The following is a 17,622-nucleotide window of genomic DNA, read 5'->3' as shown; positions in this document are numbered from 1 at the left end:
TGTCTCGGGTGGCGGTAGTACCGGGGTACGACCCCTACCCCGGTACGTGAAGCTGCGGGCGGCTACTTGAGGCGGGACGAAGCGACGATCGAGACGATGTGGGCGGGGACGAGCAGCCACACGATCGCCGTGATGGCCACGGTGGCGATCTTCGTCGCTGTCAGGTCGCCGAGTGCCGTGTCGACGATCGCGGTCACGAGGAGCAGGAGGGTGGCCTCGATGCCGTTGCACAGGCGGTGGAGCTGGACGGACGAGGCGAGGCGGCGTACGCGGGCCAGGCCGCTGGAGCGGGGGACCACGGACTGGTCGGTGGCCTTCTGCATGCCGCTGTCCGAGCGGGCCACGTGGACGAGGTCGGAGGACGACTTGAGGAGCAGGACGCCGATGGCTGCCGCCAGGCCGGCCACCAGGTAGGGGTCCAGGCCGAGTTCGGAGGCGCGCAGGCCCATGCCGACCATGACCGCGGCGTCGGCGAGGTAGGCGCCGAGGCGGTCCAGGTAGACGCCGAGGGGGCTGAACTGCTTGCGCCAGCGGGCTACTTCGCCGTCCACGCAGTCGAGCAGCAGGTAGAGCTGCATGAAGAGGACGGAGAGTACGGCGCCGGCCAGGCCCGGCAGGAGCAGGGCCACCCCGGAGAGCACGCCCGCGAACAGCATCGCCGTCGTGATCTGGTTCGCAGAGACGCGGGTGCCGAGCATCAGGCGGGTCACCCGGAGGGACAGGGCGCGCATGTAGAGGCGGCCGGCCCAGTGTTCCGCCCTGCTGTCCAGCTTGCCCGGGGGGTGGATCACATTGCGGAGTTCGTCGAGCTGGACCTTGGGCATGCGGCGCTTCTCCATGGGGGGTGGGCGAGTTGGGTGTTCGACGTCGTACAAGGAGATCATGACGGGAGGCCTGATGACGGGTGACGGCAGGGTGGCCGGTGGATATCCGGTGGGCGCTGTCGTAGGCGCGGATTACGGTGGTTTTCATGAATCACGTGATCCGTTCCATACGTTCCGACGAGTGGGCCCAGGTGAGGGAGCTGCGGCTCGCCGCGCTGCGGGACCCCGTCGCTCATCTCGCGTTCCTGGAGACGTACGAGGATGCCGCGGCCAGGCCCGACGAGTTCTGGCAGGAGCGGGCGGCCGGGGCCTGTGAGGGGACGGCCGAGCGGCGGCAGTTCGTGGCCGTGGGGCAGGGCGGGGTGTGGGACGGGTCCGTGGCCGTGCTCGTGGAGGAGGCCGGGGAGCGGGACTTCTTCGGGGGCGTGGTCGAGCGGCGCCAGGGGCATCTGGTGGGGGTGTATGTGCGGCCCGAGCGCCGGGGGAGTGCGGTCGGGGTGACCCGGGGGCTCTTCGATGCCGCGCTTGAGTGGAGCTGGGGGGTCGGGCTTGAGCGCGTACGGCTGTTCGTGCACGAGAAGAACGGGCGTGCCGAGGCGTTCTATCGGAAGGCGGGGTTTCTGCCGAGCGGGGTGACCGTGCCTTCGTCGGGGGGTTCGGGGGACACCGGGGATTTGGGTGATTCGGGGGAACGGGAGCTGGAGTTCGTGGTTGACCGCCCGGTGGAGGGTAAGGGGCCGAGCTAGACCGGGAGTTCGTACTGCGGCCAGCGGGAGCGGGCCTGCTCGTGGGAGCGGAGGAGGGCCAGGGTCGGGAGGCCTCGGGTCGCTCCGGTGGACAGGAGGTCCGGGAGCTGGGGGAGGGGGGCCACGGCCGCCACGTCGTCCAGGACGAGGGTCAGTGGTGGGTCGAGGCGACCGGAGGATGACCGTTCGGCCATGCGCCGGCCGCGCTCGACCACGCTTGAGGCGAGGGCCGTCAGGAGCGGCATCGCGCCGGGATTCGCCCTGGGGTCCTCGATGGGTTCACCGACCACATAAAGCGTGCCCCCTTCGTTCACGAAGGAATCCAGGGTGAGGGTGTCACTTCGGTTTGGGGTGCAGGATTCACGGACGTTGACCGTGAAGAGGGAGGAGAGGGCGCGGGCCGCCAACTCCTGGGCGATGTCCCTGCGTTGGGGGTGTGAGGTGAGGGCGGCCTCGAGTTCGCCCGCTGCGCCGGATGCGGCCTTGGGGTTGGTACGGAGGGCTCGTACCGCGTCTTGTACCTGCGTGCCCTGGGACCAGCGGTGGACGTGGCGGAAGGGCTTGCCCTCCACCGCGGCGGCGTGCAGATAGCTGCGCAGGAGCGTTTCCGCTACGTCCGCCATGGCCTGGTCCACCTTGGCGGTGGGGCGTACGGGGGCGAGTAGTGCTGCCGCTCTTGCCGCTGCGGTGGGTTTGTCCTCGCAGCCGGTGGAGGGGGACCAGTGGAGGCGGGCCGGGGTGTCGCACAGGTGTGCGGGGTCGTAGAGGAGGACTGGGCCCAGCTTGGCTCGGGCGTCCTTGGTGTCCGACCAGGTTTTCGGGTTCGAGGTGACTACCAGGGCGGGGCCCTCTGCGTCCTGGATTGCCTGGACGGCTTGGGGGTGGCGGGAATCGGCGGGGCCGAGTCTGACGGGGCGGGTCGGTTTTGCTGCGGGGACTTCCCACCCGCCCGCCCGCTCGCCCTGCTCCAGCGGCTGCGCCGCGGCTGCCACGGGTTGCTCCTGCATCGTCGCCTGCGGGAACGTCGTGGTTTCGGTGCGAGCGTTCTCCCGCCCGCCCGCCCGTTCACCCTCCGATGACAAGCGAGCCGTCTCCGTCAGTGGTTGCTCGTGCGTTGGCGGCTGCGGAGCCGTCGTCGTGTCCGGCTCAGCCGCCGTGCTCGGCTCGCCCGCCTGTCTCGGTACCCTCGCCGCCGTCTTCGCCCCGCGGTTCTCCCCTCGGCTTGCCCGCCACCGTGCCACCGTGCCCAGCACGAACACCGTGAGTACCACCAGCACCATCAACTGTCCGATGAACAGGCCCCAGAAGAGCCCCCACCCCGACAGCTGGTCCGCCGGTGTCTCCGGCCACGCCCCGGTCAGGTCATGCGGCTGGCCGATGAGATGGCGCATGGCCAGAGGTGTGTGGGGGAACGTGACCGCGTCCGGCCAGGCGCCCTTGGAGAACAGGCCCGCGAGTCCCGTGGCCGTCCACACCATCAGCGTCATGCCGAGCAGGAAGGCCAGCACCCCGATCAACAGGCCGTCGGGGACGCCTCGTTCCTCGACCCGTTCTTCCCGTCTCATCTCACGCCACCGTTCTCACGCCACCGTGGACTCGGACGAACCGTCGAGATCGCCGAGGTGCTGCTCCATGAAGGCCGCCGCGCGTTCCTCCGCCTCTAGTTCCGCGGCGTGCAGCGCGTCGTCGGCGATGAGTTCGGCGGAGGTCTGGGTCATGGCGCGGTCGGTGAAGACGAGGGGGCGTTCGGTCTCGGTGATCAGGTGTTTGACCACCTGGACGTTGCCGTTGACGTCCCAGACCGCGATGCCGGGGGTCAGGGTGGGGATGATCTCCACCGCCCACCTGGGCAGGCCGAGCACCCGTCCCGTCGACCTCGCCTCGTCCGCCTTCTGGGCGTAGATCGTGCGCGTCGACGCCATCTTCAGGATCGCGGCCGCCTCCTTCGCCGCCGCCCCGTCCACGACGTCGGACAGGTGGTGGACCACCGCGACGAAGGACAGTCCCAGACGGCGCCCGAACTTCAGCAGGCGCTGGAAGAGCTGGGCCACGAACGGGCTGTTGATGATGTGCCAGGCCTCCTCGACCAGGAAGATGCGCTTCTTCCGATCGGGGCGGATCCAGGTGTGCTCCAGCCACACACCCACGATCGCCATCAGGATCGGCATGGCGATGGAGTTCCGGTCGATGTGCGAGAGGTCGAAGACGATGAGGGGGGCGTCGAGGTCGATGCCCACCGTCGTCGGGCCGTCGAACATGCCCCGCAGGTCGCCGTCCACCAGTCGGTCGATGACCAGGGCCACGTCCAGGCCCCACGCCCGTACGTCGTCTATGGCGACGTTCATCGCCTCGGCCGACTCCGGTTCGGGGTGGCGCAGTTGCTCCACGATGTCGGTCAGGACCGGCTGGCGTTCGACGATCGTCTCGTTGACGTAGGCGTGCGCGACCTTCAGCGCGAAGCCGGAGCGCTCGTCGAGGCCGTGGCCGAGTGCGACCTCGATGATCGTCCGGAGCAGCGCGAGCTGCCCGGTCGTGGTGATCGCCGGGTCGAGCGGGTTGAGGCGGATGCCCATGTCCAGGGCGGCGGTGGGGTCCAGGCGGATGGGGGTTATTCCCAGCTCCTGGGCGATGAGGTTCCACTCGCCGACGCCGTCCTCGCCCTGTGCGTCGAGGACGACGACCTGGCGGTCGCGGAACCTCAACTGCCGTAGGACGTACGTCTTCTCCAGCGCCGACTTGCCGTTGCCCGACTCGCCGAGGACCAGCCAGTGCGGCGCCGGGAGCTGCTGCCCGTACAGCTGGAAGGGGTCGTAGATGTAGCCCTTCCCGGAGTACACCTCGCGGCCGATGATGACGCCGGAGTCGCCGAGGCCGGGCGCGGCGGTCGGCAGGTAGACCGCCTGGGCCTGACCCGTGGACGTGCGCACCGGGAGTCGGGTCGTCTCGATCTTGCCGAAGAGGAACGACGTGAAGGCATCTGTCGCCGTGGAAAGCGGATCCCGCATCAGAGCATCAGCCCCATCAGAACATCAGCCCCTACCTGCGGATTCCGGTGGCGAACGGCAGTGTGTTGACGAAGGCGCGGTGGTGCTCGCGGTCGCACCACTCCAGCTTCAGATACGACTTGCCGGCCGAGGCGCGGATCGTCCGCTTGTCGCGGGCGAGGGCCTCGGGGGACCGGGAGCTGACCGTGATGTAGCCGACGAGGTTCACGCCCGCCGCGCCGCTCGCGAGGTCCTCGCCGCGCTGGTCCATACGTCCGTGGGCGGCGACGTCGCGCGGGTCCACGGTCCGGTTCATCTTGGCGGCGCGGCTGGCCTCGGCGTCGTCGTTCGTCTTCTCGGTCAGCATCCGCTCGATGGCGATCTCGGTGGGTTCGAGGTCCATCGTGACGGCCACGGTCCGGATGACGTCCGGGGTGTGGACGAGCAGCGGGGCAAGGAAGTTGACGCCCACCGGTGTCATCGGCCACTCCTTCACCCAGGCCGTGGAGTGGCACCAGGGCGCGCGGGTGGAGGACTCGCGGGTCTTCGCCTGGAGGTAGGTGGGCTCCATGGCGTCGAGCTCGGCGGGCCAGGCGTTGCGCTTGGTCATCGCCTGGATGTGGTCGATGGGGTGGTCCGGGTCGTACATGGAGTGGACGAGGGAGGAGAGCCGGCCCTGGCCCAGCGGCTGCCGTACGCGGATGTCGGCTTCCTGGAGCCGCGAGCAGATGTCGGTCAGCTCACGGGCCATGACGACGGCCAGACCGGCGTCGCGGTCCAGCTTCCGGCCGCCGTGCGGGCGGGCCGCGCGGGCCATCGCCTGTGCCTCGGAGGCGAGTTCGCGGGTGTAGTGCATGCACGCGACGAGGTACGCGCGGTGCTGCTCGCTGCTCGTGGACACCATCGACGCGAGCTGGTCGTACGACTGCTGCAGCCAGCCGGGGGCGCGCTCGTCGCCGCGTACGGAGACGTCCTTGGCGTGTGCGTCCGGGTCGGCGGGGAGGGTGCGGGCGAGCATCTGGATGCGGGTGACGAAGCCGTCGCCGTTCGCGACGTGCTTGAGGAGCGTGCCGAAGCGGTCGACGAGGGCCTCTTGGTCCTCGGAGTCGCGCAGACCGACGCCCGGACCCTCGATCTCGATCGCTGCGGTGACCGTGCGGCGGTCGGCGTGCAGGAGTACGGCGATCTCGTCGGGGCCGAAGGGCGCCGCGAGCCAGGAGATCCGTCCGATGCCCGGGGGCGGCCCGATCTCGACCTCACGCCCGTCGGCGCTCGTGCCGGCCTCCATGACACTGCTGCGGTACGCCGTGCCCCGGCGCAGGCTCCGCTTGTAACTGCGGTTGATCTCGAACCACTTGTAGAACGTGCGGCGCTTGTAGGGGACGTACACCGCCGCGAGGGCCACCAGCGGGAAGCCCATCAGCAGCACGATCCGCAGGGACAGCACCGGGACGAGCAGGCCGCACATCATGCCCAGGAACGCGCCCGCGATGATCAGCGCGATCTCGCCGGACTCGCGGTTCCGGCCGACGATCGCGTTGGGCCGGGCGCGGCCGATCAGATACGTACGGCGGGGCGTGACCACGTGGGACACGTGGGACTCGGTCGTCAACGCCCGTCACCTCCTGTGCGGTTGCTGTTGCGGGTGTTGCTGGCGTGCGGGGTGTTGGCCGGGCTGGTACGGGGTGCGGGTGCGGCGGAGGGGACAGATCCGCCGCCTCCGTTCGACGTACGGGTGCTGTGTGCGGCCACGCCGCCGGACGCGGGGTTGGCGGGGCGCGGCTGGCTGTTGCCGCCTCCGCCTCCGCCGCCGTTGTCGGCGCGGGTGCTGTGGGTCTTGATGCCCTGCGCGACCAGGGTCGCCGGGGAGCTCATCACGGCGGCGGCCTTGCCCTCGGCGCCCTGCATGATGCGGTTGTTGCGGGAGTTGGCGATCTCGTCGCCGAAGCCGGGTACGAAGCGGTAGATCATCGCGCTCGCGAAGATGGCGAGCAGGATGATGGCGAGGCCGGAGACCACGGCAGAGAACGCGTCCGGGCCGTCCGCGGTCGACAGCGCGCCGGCCAGGCCCAGCACGATCACGATCACCGGTTTGACCAGGATCACCGCGATCATGATGCCCGCCCAGCGGCGGACGTGGCCCCACAGGTTCTTGTCGACCAGGCCCGCGTACACGACGGTGCCGAGCAGGGCGCCCACGTAGAGGAGCGCGGCTCTGATGACGAGCTCCAGCCAGAGCACTCCGGCCGCCAGGATCGACACCATCGACACGACGATCAGCATGATCGGGCCGCCGCCGATGTCCTCGCCCTTGGCCAGGGCGCCGGAGAAGTTCCCGAAGAAGGTGTCCGTCTGGTTGCCCGTCGTCGCCGACAGGACCTCTGTGACGCCGTCCGTCGCCGACACGACCGTGTACAGGATCAGCGGGGTGAACGCCGACGCCAGCACCGTCAGCCACAGGAACCCGACGGCCTCCCCGAGCGCGGTGGTGAGCGGGACACCCCGCACCGCCCTCTTCGCCACGGCCAGCAGCCACAGCACCAGCGTCAGGATCGTCGACGCCGCGAAGACCACCGCGTACTGCTGGAGGAACTTCGGGTTCGTGAAGTCGACGTTCGCGGTGTCCTTGACGGCCGCGCTGAGCTTGTCGATGGTCCAGGAGGCGGCGTCGGCGCAGCCCTGGGCGAGGGAGGAGAGGGGGTCGAGGGTGTCGGTTACGGGGTTGCTGGGGGTGCCGGTGCCGCTGCTGCCGTCTTCGCAGTAGTCCTTGGCGGGGCCGCGGATGAGTTCGCAAGGGTCGCTGCTGGGAGTGGGAGTCGGGGTGGGGGCTGCGAGGGCCTTGGTGGCCAGCAGGACGGCAGCCGACTGCACCACGGCCACGGTGGCGGCGAGTGAGAGGGCACGGCGGGCCTTGTTAGCGGGCATACGTGAACCCTCCGAACTCCTCGACAGCCTTGGTCATGTCGTCGGCGGTGGAAGCCTGCTGGTCCCGGCCGACCGGCACCGGCCCGTCCTTCTGCGTGAAGTCGGTGACCTTCCAGTCCCCGTTGGTCCACGCCATCTTGTACGTCGTCGTGTACCAGCTCTCGGACACTGGGTTCGTGGACCCGTCACCGGCGAGGCCGAAGAGCGATGTGTACCAGAGCTCGACCGTGGCGCTGTCGGCGGTGGAGGACGTGACCTTGGTGCCCACCGGAATGATCCGTGAGATGAAGGTCTGGCCTGCCGGTGCGGAGCCGTCCTTGTTCAGCCCGATGTTGGTCAGGAACTCCTCGCTGGAGTAGGCCGAGTCGAGTTCCGGTTGCCGCGTGGCGGCGACGTCGGGTGCGTACACGGCGTCGACGATCGCGTGACGCTGCGCCGTGTCGAACATGCCGGTCGAGCCCAGCGCCACGCCGTAGTTGGTCGCCGCGCTCTCCGCTCCTACCGGACTGTGCGCAAACCCCGAAGGAATCCCCGAGTCCTTCGACCCCACCGGCCGCTCCCCCGAAGCCGCCGTAGGCGAAGTCCCCGCGTTGTCGGAGCCATCTCCCCCGGAGGACGACGAATCGTCACCCCCACGGTTCGCGAAGGCGATCGCGGCGATCAGCAGGACCACCACACCCACGATCGTGACCAGGCTCCGCGAGGAGGACCGCCCGCGGCGGGCACCGCCGTACACGTCGCCGCCGCCACCGCCGGGGAGGCGGGTACGGGTCTGGCCGGAGCCCCCGTACCCACCGTCCTCGCCGCGCGAGTTGTCGCCGTAGCCGGGTTCGTCACCGAGACTCATGCCGTGTACGCCCCCTCAACCTCTCGCCGGACCGCGTAGTACGACGGTAGCCGTGCTGGTTCCCGCGCGGGCGCGGTGTGGTGACTCGACATCAGGGAAACGCAACCTCAGCCGGTGGGCGCGACGGATGGGTGGGTCGGAGGGGGAGGCGAGAGGATCCGGGCGCGCCCGGCCGGGCCTAGACGGCCATGCCGTACACGATGGTGAACAGCGTGCCGAGGGATCCGATGATGAAGACGCCGGTGAGGCCCGCGATGATGAGGCCCTTGCCCTGCTCGGCGCTGAAGGTGTCCCGGAGGGCCGTCGCGCCGATGCGCTGCTTGGCCGCGCCCCAGATTGCGATCCCGAGGCAGAGCATGATGGCGACCGCCATCACAACCTGGACCATCGTCTTGGCTTCGTTGCCCAGGCTGCCGAAGGGACCCCAGTCCGGAGCGATCCCGCCGATAATTGTGGTGATGTCGCCCTTTTCGGCTGCGAAAAGCATGTAAGTCACCGCCCCTAGTGGGTAGTTCCGCACCCTCTGCCCTGTGCGCAGAGGTCGAGCCCATTCTCGCCGACGATGGCGCCCTCGGATGTCGACTTGGGCGTCATTGATTGGCGGGTTTGGTATGCAAAGGATCGTATGGTCACTCTGTGTATCACGGCTGGTTACGCCGAGCAATGAAGTCGGTGCGGAACCTGTCGTGTGGTTCCGTCGTTAACCCCTCTTCATGGAGATCCACGGAGCTGCGGACGGTCGCGCGTCCGCGGGGTGTGGCCGAGTGACCGTCAGTCCGAAGGCTATCCCGGGTCGTTGTGGGACAGGGAAACGGGCCGCGGCTGGTAGCCGCGGCCCGTTCTCATCTGCCGCCGGCTTGACTCGACTCACAGATAGGTGGCCGACATCAAGAGCCGTCGATCAGCTTCTTGATCTCAGGCAGTTTCTTGTCGGAGTCGACGTTGATGAAGATGACGTCATCAGGTGCCTGTTCCAACATGATGGCGATGCTGGGATCCACTCCCTCGATCGCATGGGCGGTCGTAGAGGCCGGCGCCGTCTGACCGTCACTGCCATCGCTCGGTGTGTCGTCGCACGGCGGAACGGCGGCGGCACCGAGCTTGTCCCCGATGGTGAAGCCCCTGGCCTCCGCGCCCGAGTACCTGTGGTTCTGGTAGTCGACCACGTACGCGCAAGATGGCGCGGACTCGCCGCCATCGCTGTCGCTCGACGACGTGCAGGCGACGGACCCCGCGAGGGTGGCTGCCGCCAGCAGCATCCCCACGGGTGCTCTCATGCCGATCGGGGGTACGGCTTTCATGTGTATGCCTCCGCAGATGTGTCCGGTCTCATGAGACCGACGCTGCGGAGGCCTTGTTCGTTCGAGCAACTGGGTTGTCGTGGCGGCGGACCGGACGACGGCGGCGTACCGGGGCGGAGTCCGCCTGGGTCAGGCCGACTTGTCGCCCTCCGTGTCCACGTGCGGGAGGATGCGGTCGAGCCAGTGGGGTGTCCACCAGGCGTGGTGGCCCAGCAGGGTCATGACCGCCGGGACCATCAGCAGGCGTACGACCGTCGCGTCGATCAGGACGCTCACGGCCAGGCCGAGGCCGAGCATCTTGACGACGACGTTGTCGCTGACGATGAACGCGGCGAAGACGCTGACCATGATCAGGGCGGCGCAGGTGATCACGCGGGCGGTGATCTCCAGGGCGTGCGCGACGCTGGCCTTCGCGTCGCCGGTGCGGAGCCAGGCCTCGTGGACGCGGGAGAGCAGGAAGATCTCGTAGTCCATGCTCAGTCCGAAGATGATCGCGAACATCATCATCGGCACATAGCTCTCGATCGGCACCTTGCCCTCGACGCCCAACGCGGGCCCGCCCCAGCCCCATTGGAAGACGGCGACGACGACGCCGTACGACGCGGCGATCGAGAGCACGTTGAGGACGGCCGCCTTCAGGGCGACGAGGAGCCCCCGGAAGACGATGAGGATGATCAGGAAGGCGAGGGCGACGACGACGCCGATGATCAGGGGGAGGCGGCTCGCGACGATGTCGCGGAAGTCGACCTGGGCGGCGGTCGTGCCGGTCACATAGCCGCTGGCCTTCGTCCCCGAGACGGCCTGCGGCAGGGTCTCGTCGACGAGGCGGTTGGTGAGGTCGGTGGTCGTGGCGCTCTGCGGTGCCTCCTTCGAGTACACCGTGCCGACGAGTACGTCTCCGTCCTGCGTCGGCGTGAGCTGGGTGACGGTGGCCGCGCCCGCCACGGCGTTGAGGTCTTTCTGTGCCTGGGAGGAGAGGGCGGAGCGCTGGTCGGAGGGGACGTCGGTCTGGTCGATGACGACCGTCAGGGGACCGTTCGAGCCGGGGCCGAAGGACTGCGCCATGATGTCGTAGGCCCGGCGGTCCGTGAACGACTTCGGGTCCGCGCCGTCCCCGATGTGGCCGAGCTGGATGGACAGCACGGGGATCGCCAGCACGAGTACGACGACGATTCCGCCGGTCAGGAACCACCAGGGGCGTCGCTCCACGCGTTGCGCGTAGCGGTGCCAGGTGCCGTTCGCGGTGGCTTCCGCTCCCGCTCCGGGTTCCGCGCCCGTCTCGGCGACCGGGCGGCGCAGGTGGTAGCGGTCGATGCGTTTGCCGATGAGGCCGAGGAGTGCCGGTACGAGGGTGAGGGCGCCCAGGACCGCGGAGACCACCGTGACGGCCGCGGCCACGCCGAGCAGCCCGATGAAGGAGACTCCGGAGACCGAAAGACCGGCCAGGGCGATGATCACCGTGCAGCCGGAGACGAGCACGGCCCGGCCGCTGGTGGCGGCGGCGCGGCCGGCCGCCTTGACCGGATCCGCGCCGTCCATGAGGTTCTGGCGGTGCCGGGTGATCAGGAACAGCGCGTAGTCGATGCCGACGCCGAGCCCGATCATCGTGGCCAGGGTGGGCGAGACGGTGGCGAAGGTGAACGCGGACGCCAGCAGTCCCAGGCAGGCCAGCCCTCCGATCACGCTGATCAGCGCGGTGAGCAGCGGGATGCCCGCGGCGATCACACTCCCGAACCCGACGAGCAGCACGACGATCGCCACCGCGAACCCGATCAGCTCGCTGACCCGGTCGTCCGCCTCCGGCCTCGCCAACTCGCCCAGCGGTCCGCCGTACTCGACGTCGACACCGGCCGCGCGCAGGGGCTGCACCGAGGTGTCCACGCCGGTGAGGTAGTCGTCGCCGAGGGTGGAGGGCTGTACGTCGAAGCGGACGGTGATGTAGGCGGTCTTGGAGTCGGAGGAGAGGGGGCCGACGCTCGATTGCGTGGACTGTCCCGAGGAGGACTGCAACGGGTTCTGTACGGACAGGACGTGCGGCAGTTTCTGCAGGTCGCCGACCGTCTGGGACATCTGCGAGTCCACGTCGGTCAGCGGTTTCGACTTGTCCTGGAGCACGATCTGGCTGCTGTAGCCGCCGGCTGCCGGATCGTGCGCCTTGAGGACGTCCAGACCCTGCTGCGACTGCACTCCCGACAGGGAGAAGTTGTCCGAATACTCCCCGCCGAACGAGCGGTTGAGCATTTGCAGGGCGACGAGGGCGGCCAGCCACAGCACGATGACGATCACGAAGTGCCGTGCACACCATTCACCCAGCCGACGCAGTCGCACGGGTCGCTCCCAGCGCTCCAGGCGGAGACGTTCAGTCACGTCCATTAGACGTCGTGCTGATCACCGTGTCCTGTTGGGCCGCCGTCGCCCTGCTGTCGCTCGGGTCAGCCCACCGCGTCCGCCAGGACCGTGGCCGTCCCCGCGACCAGCGGATTGTCCGCGCCGGCGGCCGGGTCGGGCTTGGTGGTCAGCACCGCCACGACTACGGGGGTGCCGTCCGGTGTCCAGGCGATGCCCACGTCGTTGGCCGTCCCGTACTGGCCCGTGCCCGTCTTGTCGGCGACCGTCCAGTCCTGCGGCAGGCCTTTGCGCAGGCGTTCGCCGCCGGTCGTGTTGCCGAGGAGCCAGACCGTCAGGCGGGTCCGGTCCTCGTCGTTCAGGGCGTTGCCGAGCACCAGCCGGGCGTACGTGTGGGCGATGGCGCCCGGGGTGGTCGTGTCCTCCAACCGCCCCGGCTCCGCCGAGTTCAACTCCGGCTCCCAGCGGTCCAGTCGGGTCGTCGTGTCCCCGATCGAATGGCAGAAGCGGGTCACTGCCGTGGGGCCGCCCAGCTCGCGGAGCAGCAGGTTGGCGGCGGCGTTGTCGCTGAACCGGATCGCCGCGTCGCAGAGTTCCTCGACGGTCAGGCCCGCCGCCACGTTCTCCGGTTTGACCGTGACCGCTCCGCCGCCGGCCGCCGTCACGTACTCCGCCGTGTAGTGGATGCGCCTGGCGAGCGTCTCGCCGTGGTGGTCGAGGTCCCGCAGCACGGCCGCCACCGCCAGCGTCTTGAACACCGAACACATCGGGAAGAGCTCCGACGCCCTGTACCCCACGGTCGCCTTTGTCCCCAGGTTGTGGGCGAACGCGCCGATCCTGGCGCCGTGTTGTTCTTCGAGTCGGCGTAGGCGGGTGTGTGTGGTGTTGCGGGTACGGGGGGTTGCCTGTGCCGGGTTCCCGGTGAGCGCGAGTGCGGTTGTTGCGGCGGTCGCGGTCAGCAGGGTGCGGCGGGTTGTTGTCGTACCTAAGATTTTTCTTCCTCCAGTCCCTCCACGAAGTGGTCGAACTCGCCTGCCTGTACGCCCAGTACGAACGCGTCCCACTTCTTCTGGGTTGTAGTGACGATGTTCGTGGGGTCGCTGGTTTCGCGGATGTAGACCAAGTCGTTGTCGCCGAAGGCGAGCTCGATCCAGGGGCCGGGGCCGGTCGCGTCGTCAGGGGCGGCGCGGATCCATTCGAGGTTCGGGGGGATGTCAGCCAAGGTTCGGGTCCTTCTTGAGGGTGTGGAGGAGGGTGCGGAAGGCCGCTGGCGTGGCGGTGAGTATGGATTCGGTGGGGTCGCTGCTTTCGGTGAGATGGATCCGGGCTTCCGTTGCGGCGACGTGCAGGCACGAGTCTCCTGAACCGCAGTAGGACGACTTCTGCCAGTCGGGCTGGGGCATTTCGGTTCCTTCACAGATCGTGGATCAGCTTGTGGATGAAGTCGCGGGAGTCATCGGGGGCAAGAGCTGCGGATCCCATGCGGTCCAGGAGGACTCGGTACATCTGTAGCTGAGCTTCTGCATCGAGGAACACCGGGCCATGGGACTGGTCGAGGTGAACAGTGTCGAGCTGAGGAACGGGACCGTTGGAGTAGAAGATCGACTGGCCGGAGCCGGGGAAGGATCCAGCGGAGAACGGGAGCACCTTCAGGGTGACGTGGTCCCGTTCGCTCATGTCCAGGAGGTGTCGCAACTGGGCCTTGGCCACAGCGGGTCCGCCGAACTGCATGCGCAGAGCAGCCTCGTGGACGATCGCCACCTGCGGGGTCGGCGGGTCCCTGAAGAGGACGGTCTGGCGCTTGATGCGGAACGACACACGGTGCTCGATCTCCGGTGGGGAGAGCTCGGGTACGACCAGGCGGAACAGTTCGCGAGCGTGGTCGGTGGTCTGGAAGAGGCCGGGGATATGGACGGTGACCGCCGTACGCAGGTGTCTGGCATGGTGCTCCAACTCGGCGAGGTCCAGCAGAGCGGCGGGAAGGATCTCGCGGTACTCCTCCCACCAGCCGCGTTTGCGTCCAGAGGTCATGTCCGCGAGTGCTTCGACGAGGTCTTTGTCCGGGCACTTGTAGTGGCAGGCAAGCGTGCGTACGCGTTCCGCGCTTACGCCGACGCGTCCGGCCTCCGTGTTGCTGATCTGGCTCTGCTGCGCGCCGATCAGTTGACCGGCCTGGGTCGCGCTCAGGCCTGCTCGCTCGCGCAGTTTGCGCAGCTCACTGCCGAACCGGAGTTGACGACCTGTCGGGCTGCTTCGCATGGGCTGGCCCGCCTCCTTGCTGCGGCTGGTCACCCACATGGGTGGCAAGTCATGGATACTCAGGCATTCGTGTCATGTATGACACCAAACGCCATTACTTTAGTGCTCGGGCGCCCTGCCCAGAAGCACCCCGCTCGACGGAGCGGCCGCGGTCACTGGGCAACGTAACCAAACCACCCAACTCCCCACCGAACCGGGAGACTTCCATGGCAACCGTATCCCCGACCTGGTCCTACACCCTTCAACTCCCGCACGATCCCCGTGCCCCCGGCATCGCCCGAGCCACCCTCCGCTCCATCCTCACCGCCCACGACCTCACCGAACTCGCCCCGACCGCCGAGCTGTTGGCCTCCGAGCTGCTGACCAACGCCCATCTGCACACCCGGGGCCCTTATGCCCTGCGCCTCCTGGCCTCCGACCCCGACCGGCTCCGTATCGCCGTCTGGGACACCGATCCGACCGTCCCGCCCGGCTTCTCGGAGAGGGGCGCCCCCGTCCTCGTACCCCCGGAGGACGCCGAACACGGTCGCGGCCTGCACCTCGTACGGGCGTGCGCGGACGCGTGGGGCGTGTCCGTGCTGCGTGAGCTGGGGGCTTCGAAGGGCGGGAAGCTGCTGTGGGCGGACCTCAACGATGGCCCGAAACCCAGCCCCAAGGGTGGGCCGTGAGCTGATGGGATGGTGCCCAGCGGCATATGACGGGCTGCCGGGGACGGGGGAGCCGGAGTGCGGGAATGGGCGGGGCGTTGGCCGTTGGTGGGGCGTGGGGCGGAGTTGGAGTACTTCGCCGCGGCGTTGGCGGACCGGGGGTGTCGCGGGTTCGTGGTGGGCGGCGAAGCCGGCGTGGGCAAGTCGCGGCTGGCCGAGGAGTGTCTCGAACGGGCCGCGGCGGCGGGTTTCCGGGTGGGGCGGGCCACCGCGAGTGTCGCGGCCGGCGCGGTGCCGTTGGGGGCGATCGCGCATCTGCTGCCGGACGGGGTGGATCTGTCCGATCCGGTCGCCGGATTCGCCGCTGTAGCTCGGGAGTTGGCCGCCGGGCCGGGGCGGCAGTGGGTGCTGATGGTCGACGACATGCATCTGCTGGACGCCGCCTCGGCCGTACTCCTGCGGCAGTTGATGGACACCGGCACGCTCCTGCTGATCGGCACCGTGCGCAGCGGGGAGCCGTACGGGGAGGCCGTCGCCGCGCTGCGCGGTGGGGACGCGGTGTACCGGGTCGACCTGACCGTGCTGGGCCCTGAGCAGATCGAGGCGCTGCTGCAGGCCGCGCTCGGGAGACCGGTCGCCCGAAGACCCCTGCACAAGCTGTCGGCCGCGAGCGGCGGCAACGTGCTCTACCTGCGTGAACTGGTCCTCGGCGCCCTGACCGCCGGAAACCTGACCGAGGACGGCGAGATCTGGCATCTGGTCGAGGACCGGCTGCCCGGCACGGCACGGCTCACCGAGATGATCTCGACGCGGCTGGCCACCGCCGACCCCGCCGGACGCCCCGTCCTGGAGTTGCTGGCGCTGTGCGAGCCGCTGTCCCTGACCTACGTCGAAGCGCTCGCCCCGCCGCAGGTGACGGCGGCCCTGGAACAGGCCGGGCTGATACGGGTCACCCAGGACCGGCGACGCACCGCCGTCTCCCTGGCCCATCCCCTGTACGGCGAGGTGCTGCGTGCAGGTCTGCCGGTCCTGCGCCGCCGGGTTCTGTTGCTGGAGCAGGCCGAGCGCGTCGAGGCCCGCGGCGCCCGCCGTCGCGCCGACCTGCTGCACATCGCCACCTGGCGGCTGGCCGCCACCGGCACCGCCGACCCGGCCCTCCTCGCCCAGGCCGCCGTACTGGCCCGCCACGCCCACGACTTACCCCAGACCGTCGCCCTCCTGGAAGCCCTGCCCGAGAAGCACCGGACCACCGCCACCGACCTGAGGCTCGGCGAGGCCCTGTTCGAGTTGGGCCGCTGGGACCGGGCCGAGGCGACGCTCGCCCGGGCCGACGCCCTCGCCGTCGACGAGCAGGACAAGCTCGCGGTCGCCCTGGTCCGTACGACGAACCTGCTGTGGAGCAACGCCCCCGTCGCCGAGGCGCTCGCGGTCAACGACGCCGCCCGCGAACAGCTCAGCAGCCCCGCCGATCGCCGCAAACTCACGGTCAACGAGGGCTTCCTGCGGATCGTCGGAGGCCGGCCGGCCGAGGGCCTGGCCCTGCTGGAGGATCTGGAGACCGAGGTCGGTGACGCCCCCGACGTCAACGCCTGGCTGCGCGGCGCCTGGATGAAGCCCGCCGCGCTGGCCCTGGTGGGCCGTACCGCCGAGGCCACGACCTGGGCGCGGCGCGCCCACGACGCACACCGGCGGGTCCAGGAACGGGCCCTGGCCTCCCATCCCGCCTTCCAGCGCGTCCCGCTCGTCCTCGCCCTCACCGAGGCCGGTCTCCCGGCGGCCGAAGCCTGCCGGGAGGGCGAGCGCGCCTACGCCGAACTCGCCGCCGCCGGTTCCCCCGTACGGATCTGGCTGGCCGTCCTCCTCGGCCGTACGCACTGGCTGGCCGGCCACCCCGCGACCGCCCGCCGCTGGTGGGCCGAGGCCGCCACCGTGTCCCGCGGCATCGACCACGCCATGGCCCTGCGCCTGGTACTCGGCGGTCTCGCCGCCTGCGCGGCCGTACTGGGAGACCTGGACGCGGCCGAGACGACGCTGGCCGAGCACCGCGCCCTGCCGCCGGTGGAACCTGGGTTGCTGTCCGCCGGGGAGGAACGCCTCGGCGAGGCTTGGCTGTTGGCCGCCCGCGGGCAGCTGGCGCGAGCCCGTTCCGTGCTCGTCGACGCTGCCGGTATCGCCCGCGCCGGCGGTCATGTCACCGGCGAGGCGCTGCTGTTGACCGATGTCGCCCGGCTCGGCGGGGCCAAGGAGGTCACCGGCCGGCTGACCGCGCTCTCTCTGAACTGCGACGGGGAACTCGCTCCTGTCCGCGCCCAGTTGGCCGCGGCGCTGGCCGCCGACGACCCCGACCGGCTCCTCCGGGCCGCCGACGCCTGCCGGGCCATCGGCGCGGATCTGCTCGACGCCGAGGCGTCCACCGCCGCCGCGGCCGCCTGGCGCAGGGCCGACCGGCCCCGCCGCGCCGCCTCGGCCACCCAGCGGGCCGCCGTGGCCCGGGCCCGTTGCGAAGGCGCCCGTACTCCGTTGTTGACCACTGCTCAGGCCACGGCCGTGCTCACCGCCCGCGAACGGGAGATCGCCCTGCTCGCCGCCGTCGGCACCGCCAGCAAGGACATCGCCCAGGTCCTGGCCCTGTCGGTGCGCACCGTCGACAACCACCTCCAGCACGCCTACACCAAACTCGGCGTCACCACCCGACACCAACTCGCGTATGTCCTCGGGGTAGTTGAGTAGCGGTTACTCATCC

The 17,622-nt window shown here is 69.6% G+C and carries 16 protein-coding genes; 3 read left to right on the top strand and 13 right to left on the bottom strand.

Annotated features, from left to right (window positions below; translation table 11 throughout):
- Nucleotides 1-62 precede the first annotated feature (62 nt).
- Nucleotides 63-824 carry a CDP-alcohol phosphatidyltransferase family protein gene (locus OG219_RS22770; RefSeq protein ID WP_266829277.1) on the bottom strand — a complete coding sequence of 254 codons (762 nt, stop codon included), beginning with the start codon at nt 822-824 and terminating at the stop codon, nt 63-65.
- 146 nt (nt 825-970) lie between these two features.
- Between OG219_RS22770 and OG219_RS22765 the strand changes: the two genes are divergently transcribed.
- Nucleotides 971-1,570 (top strand): GNAT family N-acetyltransferase, encoded by a 600-nt coding sequence (locus OG219_RS22765; protein WP_266829275.1) that lies wholly within the window; start codon nt 971-973, stop codon nt 1,568-1,570.
- On the opposite strand, the gene OG219_RS22760 is transcribed toward OG219_RS22765, so the two are convergent.
- The 12 genes from OG219_RS22760 to OG219_RS22705 all read right to left on the bottom strand — a co-directional run bounded on the left by OG219_RS22760 (nt 1,567) and on the right by OG219_RS22705 (nt 14,232).
- Entirely contained in the window at nt 1,567-3,135 is a 1,569-nt protein-coding gene (locus OG219_RS22760) for a type IV secretory system conjugative DNA transfer family protein (RefSeq protein ID WP_266829273.1), read from the bottom strand. The genes OG219_RS22765 and OG219_RS22760 overlap by 4 nt on opposite strands.
- A 15-nt stretch (nt 3,136-3,150) precedes the next feature.
- A complete protein-coding gene (locus tag OG219_RS22755) occupies nt 3,151-4,575 on the bottom strand; it encodes an ATP-binding protein (RefSeq protein WP_266829271.1) in 1,425 nt (474 codons plus the stop codon).
- Nucleotides 4,576-4,606: 31 nt separating this feature from the next.
- A complete protein-coding gene (locus tag OG219_RS22750; RefSeq protein WP_266829269.1) occupies nt 4,607-6,166 on the bottom strand; it encodes an SCO6880 family protein in 1,560 nt (519 codons plus the stop codon).
- Nucleotides 6,163-7,479, bottom strand: a complete 1,317-nt coding sequence (locus OG219_RS22745; protein WP_266829267.1) for a hypothetical protein — start codon at nt 7,477-7,479, stop codon at nt 6,163-6,165. Before OG219_RS22745 ends, OG219_RS22750 begins: the two co-directional genes overlap by 4 nt.
- Nucleotides 7,469-8,326 (bottom strand): hypothetical protein, encoded by an 858-nt coding sequence (locus OG219_RS22740; RefSeq protein ID WP_266829265.1) that lies wholly within the window; start codon nt 8,324-8,326, stop codon nt 7,469-7,471. Before OG219_RS22740 ends, OG219_RS22745 begins: the two co-directional genes overlap by 11 nt.
- 178 nt (nt 8,327-8,504) lie before the next feature.
- Nucleotides 8,505-8,813, bottom strand: coding sequence for a hypothetical protein (locus tag OG219_RS22735; protein WP_266459173.1), 309 nt, complete (start codon nt 8,811-8,813; stop codon nt 8,505-8,507).
- A 400-nt stretch (nt 8,814-9,213) separates the two neighbouring features.
- On the bottom strand, nt 9,214-9,627 hold the full coding sequence (locus OG219_RS22730; protein WP_266829262.1) for a DUF6281 family protein: 414 nt from the start codon (nt 9,625-9,627) through the stop codon (nt 9,214-9,216).
- Nucleotides 9,628-9,756: 129 nt separating this feature from the next.
- On the bottom strand, nt 9,757-11,994 hold the full coding sequence (locus tag OG219_RS22725) for an MMPL family transporter (RefSeq protein ID WP_266829260.1): 2,238 nt from the start codon (nt 11,992-11,994) through the stop codon (nt 9,757-9,759).
- Between the two features lie 65 nt (nt 11,995-12,059).
- On the bottom strand, nt 12,060-13,037 hold the full coding sequence (bla, locus tag OG219_RS22720) for a class A beta-lactamase (RefSeq protein ID WP_323183292.1): 978 nt from the start codon (nt 13,035-13,037) through the stop codon (nt 12,060-12,062).
- A complete protein-coding gene (locus OG219_RS22715) occupies nt 12,959-13,195 on the bottom strand; it encodes a DUF397 domain-containing protein (protein ID WP_266829258.1) in 237 nt (78 codons plus the stop codon). Before OG219_RS22715 ends, bla begins: the two co-directional genes overlap by 79 nt.
- Nucleotides 13,188-13,376 (bottom strand): DUF397 domain-containing protein, encoded by a 189-nt coding sequence (locus OG219_RS22710; RefSeq protein ID WP_266829256.1) that lies wholly within the window; start codon nt 13,374-13,376, stop codon nt 13,188-13,190. The genes OG219_RS22715 and OG219_RS22710 overlap by 8 nt, the downstream gene beginning before the upstream one ends.
- Before the next feature lie 10 nt (nt 13,377-13,386).
- A complete protein-coding gene (locus tag OG219_RS22705; RefSeq protein WP_266829254.1) occupies nt 13,387-14,232 on the bottom strand; it encodes a helix-turn-helix transcriptional regulator in 846 nt (281 codons plus the stop codon).
- A 206-nt stretch (nt 14,233-14,438) separates the two neighbouring features.
- On the opposite strand from OG219_RS22705, the gene OG219_RS22700 reads away from it, so the two are divergent.
- Both OG219_RS22700 and OG219_RS22695 read left to right on the top strand, forming a co-directional pair.
- Nucleotides 14,439-14,900 (top strand): ATP-binding protein, encoded by a 462-nt coding sequence (locus tag OG219_RS22700; RefSeq protein WP_266829252.1) that lies wholly within the window; start codon nt 14,439-14,441, stop codon nt 14,898-14,900.
- 57 nt (nt 14,901-14,957) lie between these two features.
- Nucleotides 14,958-17,609: a LuxR C-terminal-related transcriptional regulator gene (locus OG219_RS22695; RefSeq protein WP_266829250.1), complete on the top strand. Its 2,652-nt coding sequence runs from the start codon at nt 14,958-14,960 to the stop codon at nt 17,607-17,609.
- Nucleotides 17,610-17,622 lie beyond the last annotated feature (13 nt).

Origin of the sequence: Streptomyces sp. NBC_00038, from assembly GCF_026343635.1 — a bacterium.
In the GTDB taxonomy this organism is placed as follows: Bacteria; Actinomycetota; Actinomycetes; order Streptomycetales; family Streptomycetaceae; genus Streptomyces.
The sequence above is the reverse complement of the archived record's forward strand: the minus strand, read 5'-3'. Positions and strand labels throughout refer to the sequence as shown.